This window comes from Ruoffia sp. FAM 24228 (assembly GCF_045528575.1).
GTDB classification, from domain to species: Bacteria; Bacillota; Bacilli; order Lactobacillales; family Aerococcaceae; genus Ruoffia; species Ruoffia halotolerans.
On record NZ_JBGQQZ010000010.1, the window covers coordinates 46,050 to 55,275 of the forward strand.

Here is a 9,226-nt window from a genome sequence, read left to right on the forward strand (position 1 = left end):
TACTCATAAAATTTTAACTTAAATTTTAAATTACTTTGTGATATGATGTACTTATTGGATTTAAAAAGGTATATTAGGGGGAAATAATTGATGAAAGTTGTAATTATTGGTGCTAACCATGCGGGGATTGCTGCAGCGAATGTTTTACTTGATGAGTACGAAGGTCATGAAGTAGTATTAATTGAGAAAAATGATAACATTAGTTATGTTGGAGCAGGTACTGCTTTATGGGTTGCTCGCGAAGTAGAAAATCGTAATGATTTATTCTATACAGAGAGTGGAGATTTTGAAGATAAAGGTGCACGCATCTTAATGGAAACAACAGTTGATCGTGTTGATTATGATAATAAAGTTGTTCATGCTATAAGAAAAGATGGCGAAGCCGTAGAAGAATCATATGATAAATTAATCTTAGCAACTGGTTCTAAACCAATTGAACCAAATGTGCCAGGTAAAGACTTAGACGGAATCCACTTCCTTAAATTATTCCAAGAAGGACAAGCGGTTGATGAAGAGTTAAACAGTGATAAAATTGAAAAAGTTGCTGTAATCGGCGCTGGTTATATTGGTGTTGAGATTGCAGAAGCAATTCAACGTCGCGGTAAACAAGTATTATTATTCGATGCAATGTCTACATCATTATCAAACTATTATGATGAAGAGTTTGCTCAATTAATGGATAAAAACTTAGCTGACAACGGCTTAGACTTACACTTTGGTGAATTAGCTGAAGCTTATGAAGGTGAAGAAGGTCGTGTTAAAGCAATTAAAACAAATAAAGGTCACTATGATGTTGATTTAGTAGTTAACGCGATTGGTTTCCGTCCAAACAATGACTTAGGTCAAGACCATTTAGAATTATTTGCGAATGGAGCTTACTTAGTAGACCGTCACCAACAAACAAGTGATCCAGATGTTTATGCAATTGGTGACTGTGCGACAGTTTACTCTAATGCACTACAAGATACAGCTTACATCGCATTAGCAAGTAACGCTGTTCGTTCAGGAATCGTTGGAGGACATAACGTTGCTGGAACTGACTTAGAACACGTGGGTGTTCAAGGATCAAACGGTATTTCAATCTTTGGTTTAAACTTAGTATCAACGGGATACTCAGTAAAAGCTTGCCAACGTTTTGGTATTGATGTGGATTATGTTGAGCATGAAGATGTTCAAAAATCACCTTACATGAGCGATAATGAAACAGTTAAGATCCGTATCGTCTTTGAAAAAGGAACTCGCCGTATTGTGGGAGCTCAAATTGCTTCACATTATGACATGTCAGCAACTATTCATATGTTCTCATTAGCCATTCAACAAAAAGTAACGATAGATACGTTGAAGTTAACAGATATTTTCTTCTTACCTCACTTCAACCAACCTTACAACTACATCACAATGGCTGCATTAAAAGCAAAATAATATATTCAAACTCAAACCGCTATTTTATAGCGGTTTTTTATTTTGAGCTAAGATTTTTGTTCTTCTTAGTACTTTTGATATCATAGGGGAGAGGACGTACAACTTATCCATGAAAAGTCAATCACTTAGGAGGAATAACATGAAAGCATGGTCAATAACTGAACCGGGTGGCGTAGATAATTTAATTCAAGAAGAACGCCCAACTCCACTACCCACAAATGGTGAAGTGTTAATTAAAGTAAAGGCTTTCGGTATTAACCGAACTGAGATTCTGACGCGTGAGAACAAACAATTAGAGGCGCCGTATCCAGTCTTAGGAATTGAAGTTGCCGGGGAAATTATTGAAAACCGCTCAAATCGAACTGATTTAGAACCGGGAACACGTGTAGCTGGCTTAGTGATTCAAGGATCATATCAAGAATACGCAGTCATGCCTGCGGAGTTCGCGATGATTTTACCTGAGAATCTCACTTACGAAGAAGGCGCAGCGATACCAGAAGTTTTCTTAACCGCTTACCAAACTATATACTGGTTAGGTGATTTGAAAAAAGGTGAAAGTATTTTAATTCATGCTGGAGCTAGTGGAGTAGGAACAGCCGCAATCCAAATGGCTAAGCAATTGAGCAATGCCAAAATCTTATCGACATCCAGTCGCAAAGAGAAATTAGATAAGATGAAAGAATTAGGAACTGACTTTCCGATTAATTATAAAGAAGAAGATATCGCTAAACGGGTGCTTGAAGAAACAAATGACGAAGGTGTTGACGTTATTTTAGACTTTATTGGAGCATCGTATTACGACTTAAATCTTAAAAGTGCCAGAATTGATTCGAGATGGATATTGATTGGGACACTAGGCGGATCTGAAGTAGAGCAATTTAATATTTTAGATATTATGCAAAAGCGAATTCACCTAAAAGGAACGCTCCTGACGCCAAGAAGTAATGCATATAAAGGAGAATTGACGAAAGAGTTCGTGAAGAACGTTATGCCGTATTTTGCAACAGGGGAAATCCAAGCAATTATTCATGAAGTAGTAGATTTCTCAGAACTACCAAAAGCGCATCAAATGATGGAAAACAACGTAAATATCGGGAAAATAATCGTCAAAATCAGTGAGTAATGACTTATATAGAAAACGTCAAATTATTAAGTATTATAACCACTATTTATAATGAAAACGTGTTAGAATATTCAGTATGAAGGAAAATCAGAAAGGAAATGAATGTATGGAATTGAATAAAGAATTATTAGTAAACTTAACAGAAGTTAACGGAATTGCAGGAAATGAAACGCAAGTGCGTGAACTTTTCAAGAAAGAAACAGAATCTTATGTGGACGAATTCGTTCAAGATGGTTTAGGAGGGATCTTCGGTAAACATACCGGAGATGCAGAGGGACCTAAAGTCTTAATGGCAGCTCACATGGACGAAGTTGGTTTCATGGTCAGTGAAATCACTGATAAAGGATTCATCAAATTCGTTACGATTGGAGGCTGGTGGAGTCAAGTTGTACTCGCACAAGAAGTTGTTATTACAACGAGAGAAGGTAAAGAAATCGAAGGGGTTACTGGATCAAAACCACCTCACGTATTGACAGCAGAAGCGCGTAAAAAACCAATTGATATGAAAGATATCTTTATCGATGTTGGAGGACAATCAAAAGAAGACATTGAAAAAATGGGCATCCGTCCTGGTGACATGATTACACCGTTAATTAAAACTCGTCGCCTAAACGACACACCATTCCTACTAGGGAAAGCATGGGACAACCGAATTGGCGTAGCGGTAGCAGTAGAAGTCTTAAAACACGCCAAAGAAAAAAACCATCAAACAGTACTTTATTCTGGGGCGAATGTTCAAGAGGAAGTTGGCTTGCGCGGTGCTAAAGTAGCTGCGAACTTAGTTCAACCAGATATCGCGATCGCCTTAGATACAGGTACTGCAGGTGATACGCCAGGCATGACTAAAGCAGAAGCGGATAGTGAATTAGGAAAAGGGCCACAAGTTATTGTCTTTGACGCGTCGATGATTTCTCACAAAGGTTTACGTGACTTTGTAGTAAACATTGCTGACAAACATGACATTCCATTCCAATATACATTTATTCCAGGTGGAGGAACAGACGCTGGATCAATTCATACAGCTCAAGCAGGAATTCCTTCAATCGCGATTACTGTTCCAGTTCGTTATTTACATTCAACTACTTCAGTCATTCATGAAGATGACTTCAAGAATACAGTTCGTCTAGTGACAGCAATTTTAGATGAGTTAAATACAGAAACTATTGCGACAATTAAAGAAAATGTTTAAAGAAAGAGGATAACAACTATGATTTTTGTGGATAATGGTAATAATTATGATGCCAGTTTAAATATTGCACTAGAAACTTATTTAGTAGAAAATCGTCTAGTTGACGAACCGATTCTGCTATTCTATATTAATGAACCTTCAATTATCGTTGGACGTAATCAAAATACGACGGAAGAAATTAACCAATCGTATGTTGACGAACATAATGTGCAAGTTGTTCGTCGTATGTCTGGTGGCGGGTCCGTGTATCACGATCTGGGAAACTTTTGTTTCTGCTTTATTAAAGATGATGATGGAACTTTCCGCGACTTCAAGAGTGTGACGGAACCCATCATCGAAGCTCTACATAAGATGGGAGCAACGGAAGCAGCTTTAGAAGGGCGTAATGACCTACTTATTGATGGGAAGAAATTCTCTGGAAATGCTATGTACGCTAAAGACGGTCGAATGACTGCTCATGGAACTATTTTATTTGATTCAGACTTAGACGAGACTAATAATGTATTAAAACCAAGAAAAGCTAAAATTGAATCAAAAGGAATCAAGTCTGTACGCTCACGTGTCACAAATATCAAACCTTACGTTGATGAAAAATACCGCGATTTATCTACAGAAGAGTTTAGAGATTTAATTCTTTTAGAAATCTTCGGAGTGGATAAACGTGAAGATGTCCCAGAATTTAAATTAACCGATGAGATTTGGGAAGGCGTGTATAAACTGCGTGAAGAACGTATGGGTAATTGGGAATGGAATTATGGTAAATCACCGGACTTTGATTTTGAACAAAGTCATAAATTCCCATTCGGTTTTGTTGATATTCGCTTTAACGTGAGTCAAGGTGTCATTAAAGATGCACGTATTTATGGAGACTTCTTTGGTTTAGGTAATATCAAAGATGTTGAAGAGAAATTAAATGGCGTAAGATATGAACGCCAAGCAGTGACAGAAGCTTTAGCCGATGTTGATGTGAATAAATATTTTGGAAATACGACTTTAGAAGAGATTGTCAACTTAATCTTCGCATAAAACTTAAAGAAAGCCCCGCTGATTTGTATTAAAACAAATCAGCGGGGCTGTTTTTAATTATTCATCTTGTAATTGATGTCCAATACCAACCATAATATCACGGAAGTCAGTGATGTAGCTGATTTCTGAGAAATCTTCATCGGTATCTGAATACCAAACATAAGTTATAACAGATTTAGGGAAGTCATGATAGATACTATCTGGTTGTCCAATTTGATCAACCATTTCGTTAAAAGTCACTCCACTCGTGTATGAAAGTTGATTCAATTGAGACGGGGTAATGCCAAAGTCTTTCTCGAGATTATCATCGACATTCGAATGTTCATTTAAAGCGTAGACTTTATCGTCTAGTAACACAACGATGTAATCAGTACTTGAATCACTATCACCAACTGAATAAACTAATAATTCATAAGAACCAGCTAAGGTAATTGTAGTTGGATCACCCAACGTTTCAACCACTTGATCTCTTTCAATCACGGGTCCTTCATTGTGCAACACTAAAGCATGATCAACTAATTCAGAGTATGTATCGGAAAAAGCATCCGCATCTTCATATACGACATCTTCGAAATCGATGTTAAATGTCAGATTAATCACTTCTTCGGCATCTTCAGTTGAGATATCCGCGATCACTTCTAAACTTGTCGCTTCATCTTCTCTTTCTAAAATGAAAAATTGACGCGAAGTAGAATCATCAAGTTCTTCTTCTGAGCTAGGCTCTCCAAAGGTTTCATGTAATTTTTCTACTGAATAAACTTCTTCGTTAAGCATAGCATCAACGAAAACGCTATTCTCTTCTTCTGCTAAAGACTTAACGTCCTCTGCAAAAACAGGTGTAGCTCCACTTAAGCCAGTGAGACTTAGTGATACGATTACGACATATTTCAAATACTTCATCATCCAATCTGCTCCTTTATAAAAAATACTTCACTAACGCTATTATACGTCAGTGAAGCATACGCTCTAATAAAGGAATTGTAAAATTTATGTAAACGTGCGACTGTAATATTACCCTCTATTATAAACGTCAGGGAATAATTGATTTAACATTGCTTTTCCTAAAAGACGAGGTGTTCCTTCGCCTGGGAAGCGGTGAATCGCAATCATCGGATTAAAGTTTGCTTCGATAATACCGTAATTATCCTGAGTAGGTTCTTTAGTGTAGTCTTCAATAATGATATCTACACCACAGAAGCTTGCTTCAAGTAATTGAGAAGCTTTTTCAGCAATCTTCTTATAACCTTCATGCGTATCATCGGTACGGTCAATTGAAACTCCACCGGTCGACACATTACTGTTCTCACGTAAATATACTGTCTTACCATCTTCTGGTACAGAATCAAAAGTATATCCATAGTTTTTTAATTGAAGGGTCTCGATTTCACCTTTTTCAATGATTGTTAAAGGTGCTTTATGATCACGTCCACGTAGTGGGTTTTTGTTCACTTCATCAATTAACTCGCCAATGGTAGACATTCCGTCTCCAATGATATGAGCTGGGCGACGTTCAACAATTGCCATAGTTTGATTATCTTGAATATAAAAGCGTAATTCAGTTCCTTCTATATACTCCTCAACTAAAACTGTATGATCTTCCTTATAGGCAAAGTTCAAAGCATCAATATAATCATCTTCACTTGGATTGCTTCTAAAGATAGTAATACCTAAACCATAGTTTGTATTCTTAGGTTTAACAACAATGGCTTTATCGGGTAGGGAAGTGTAGTATGCTTTTGCTTCTTCAATATGACTGAATGACGTTCCGGATGGAACTTTAAGACCCGCTTCATCGAGTAAAACTTTTGTTGCGACTTTATTTTCCATTAAGAAATAACTGATTAAAGAATCAAGGCGAGTCATATTTGCACTTTTGACGTATTCTGTTTGCCCTTGGAACGATAATTCGATCACATTTTCCTCACTGTCAATGATTCTTACTTTAATACCCGCTTTAATTGCTTCTTTAAGCACATCTTGTGTTGATAACTCGAGATTTTCAAAGCCATGTAGTAAGTAGGGTTTATCTAAGTAAACTTCTTGATGTTCTTTGGCAAGGCGTAAGCCCATCTCAAGGAAACTATCATAGTCAGTTGCTTCTTCAACAATGCGTCCAGCTAAAGTTAATGAAGGATCTTCAAGTGAAGCTTCAACTTTATCTACTATAGAAGAGACATTATCTGTGTTAGATAATTGATCGGCAACTTCGCGCATAGCAGTGACTAACCATTTAGCTTCATCTATGTCCATTGGAGCATCTAAAGCGTCCGCTTCTGAAGTTGCATAATTCATCTTAGTTCCTTTTACGATCTCAGTGTCGTATTTTACATCTGGGATAAATAAAAGTGTAATTAAAAAAAGACGAACTAATGCGATTGTTTCATCATCAATCCCATGAGGGTGATAAGGATTCAAATCAATGTTACGAAATTCAAGGTAACTAATCCCTTTATCTAAAAGTTCTCGGGCATTCGCTCCTCCACGGAGACGCACATCACGGTACAATTCCTTCTCTAAAGAAAGAGCACCAGAATCAATGGCATCTTCTATAGAAGTAACAAAGTCTTCTAAAGAATCATAGTTCATCACAACAGATTCTTTATTCTGATAACCATAACGACTTTGTCTAATTGAACGCATTCTTTCTGCATGAGGTTTACCATATAAGTTTGTCGCATAGTTAGGAGCAACATAAGGTGATGCACCTATGAGATATGTTAGTAACCAACGATAGCGGAAATAATTTCTAGCTAAATGCATATAAATCATATTATTGAATTGTAATTCATCGTCATAATCAGACTGAGCTTCAAATGAATCATGTTCGATATCAGGATTAATCTGGAAGTTATAATGAATTCCAGAAATTAATTGGACATGCTTACCGTATAGTTCGGCTAGAAATGCCCGGTAATTATACTCTTCAATCTTCTCTAACTGAGCAATCTTAATATCCTCAGAATTCTCTGGGATAATGACCGGTGTACTAAACGGCCATAATAAATCTCCGTTCTTTTCATTCGTCGTTGCGACGATCTGATGGAAGGAGCTTAACCAATCTTGTAGTTTACTGATTGACACAGTAGGGGGTGTAATTAATTCTAATTGACTTTCTGCAAAGTCAGTTTGTATATAAGGTTGTTGTTTACGAGTTCCCCATTCAGAAGAATGAAGGTGATTAGATATGTTCCCAACATGGTTAACACGTAAAGATTCTCGCTCAAGTCCAACAGTACTACGCCACAAGCCAGGAACTTGATCAAGTTTAAAGTAACTCTCTTGTATCTTCACTATAATCCTCCTTTGAATTAAGAGTATAATACATTATACAATAATATTAGACTTTATATAGTAGAAAGTGATTCCAAAAGTTAAAAGCTACAATAGAAATAAAGAATTATGAATAAAGTACAAAATAGTGTTGACACTATACAGCAACCCATGGTATATTATCACTTGTCGTCACGAGACGTTGCAACAATGTTTGGCGATAACTTTGTAAGGTTACATAAAATTTACATAAACTTTACAAAAAAGCGAAAAAAGCATTGACGAAATGATTCGTCGATGATAATATAACATAAGTTGCTACTACAACATGTGTAGCGCTTACAACCTTTGGAACGAATCATATATTTGTTTCAAAAAACGCTTTACAGATTATGCGAAGCATGATAGAGTATAAAAGTTGACATTTGAAATCACGTCACTTAAAAAAAGAAATAATAAAAGTGAAAAAAGTGATTGACGCTAACATAGCAAACATGTTAATATTTAAAAGCTGTCATTTTAGGTAGCGATTAAACGAGGCGACACTGATAAAAAAAGTGAAAAATATTGTTGACACAATATAGCCCGCATGATAAGATATGTAAGTTGTCAAACAGCGACAGCATCACAACGAAGTGTTAAATAGTTTTGTAAATTATTTAAAAAACTTCAAAGAAGTTGTTGACTTCGAGTCACAACCGTGATATTCTATAAAAGTTGTTAAAACAAACGACATCACTTCGAAACGAAGTTGAAAATACTTTTAAAAAAGTGTTGACAACCACAACGCGAACGTGATAGACTATAAAAGTTGTTGTTCAACAAAACGACAACGAAAGCTCATTGAAAACTGAACAAAGATAAACACACCAAATGTGTAAGGGGATCTGTTCTACGGAACAGACAACCAAACAATTTCGCTGGACGACCACCAGTTTAAAAAAGGTCAACAAAGCTAGAATAGTAATGAGCAAAAGCTCAAACAATCAATTATGAGAGTTTGATCCTGGCTCAGGACGAACGCTGGCGGCGTGCCTAATACATGCAAGTCGAACGCACTGAGGGAGAACTTGTTCTCTTGACGTGAGTGGCGCACGGGTGAGTAACACGTGGGAAACCTACCCTTCAGCGGGGGATAACCATCGGAAACGATGACTAATACCGCATAGACGACAGAACCGCCTGGTTCAATCGGG

The 9,226-nt window shown here is 36.8% G+C and carries 6 protein-coding genes and 1 rRNA gene; 5 read left to right on the plus strand and 2 right to left on the minus strand.

Annotation, left to right across the window (positions count from 1 at the left end; all coding sequences use genetic code 11):
- The first annotated feature begins 90 nt into the window (after nt 1-90).
- The 4 genes from nox to ACEN33_RS03080 all read left to right on the plus strand — a co-directional run bounded on the left by nox (nt 91) and on the right by ACEN33_RS03080 (nt 4,760).
- The gene (gene nox, locus ACEN33_RS03065) at nt 91-1,422 is read left to right on the plus strand and encodes a H2O-forming NADH oxidase (protein ID WP_407094044.1); all 1,332 of its coding nucleotides are present in this window, start codon (nt 91-93) and stop codon (nt 1,420-1,422) included.
- Nucleotides 1,423-1,561: 139 nt separating this feature from the next.
- On the plus strand, nt 1,562-2,545 hold the full coding sequence (locus ACEN33_RS03070; protein WP_407094542.1) for an NAD(P)H-quinone oxidoreductase: 984 nt from the start codon (nt 1,562-1,564) through the stop codon (nt 2,543-2,545).
- Nucleotides 2,546-2,651: 106 nt separating this feature from the next.
- On the plus strand, nt 2,652-3,734 hold the full coding sequence (locus ACEN33_RS03075) for a M42 family metallopeptidase (RefSeq protein ID WP_407094543.1): 1,083 nt from the start codon (nt 2,652-2,654) through the stop codon (nt 3,732-3,734).
- A gap of 18 nt (nt 3,735-3,752) precedes the next feature.
- Entirely contained in the window at nt 3,753-4,760 is a 1,008-nt protein-coding gene (locus tag ACEN33_RS03080) for a lipoate--protein ligase (RefSeq protein WP_407089350.1), read from the plus strand.
- A gap of 57 nt (nt 4,761-4,817) precedes the next feature.
- Here the strand turns inward: ACEN33_RS03080 and ACEN33_RS03085 are convergent, their stop codons facing one another.
- Both ACEN33_RS03085 and gshAB read right to left on the minus strand, forming a co-directional pair.
- Nucleotides 4,818-5,663: a hypothetical protein gene (locus ACEN33_RS03085; RefSeq protein ID WP_407094544.1), complete on the minus strand. Its 846-nt coding sequence runs from the start codon at nt 5,661-5,663 to the stop codon at nt 4,818-4,820.
- Nucleotides 5,664-5,771: 108 nt separating this feature from the next.
- Nucleotides 5,772-8,051 carry a bifunctional glutamate--cysteine ligase GshA/glutathione synthetase GshB gene (gshAB, locus tag ACEN33_RS03090; RefSeq protein WP_407094039.1) on the minus strand — a complete coding sequence of 760 codons (2,280 nt, stop codon included), beginning with the start codon at nt 8,049-8,051 and terminating at the stop codon, nt 5,772-5,774.
- A 967-nt stretch (nt 8,052-9,018) separates the two neighbouring features.
- On the opposite strand from gshAB, the gene ACEN33_RS03095 reads away from it, so the two are divergent.
- Nucleotides 9,019-9,226 (plus strand): 16S ribosomal RNA (locus tag ACEN33_RS03095); the annotation flags it as partial.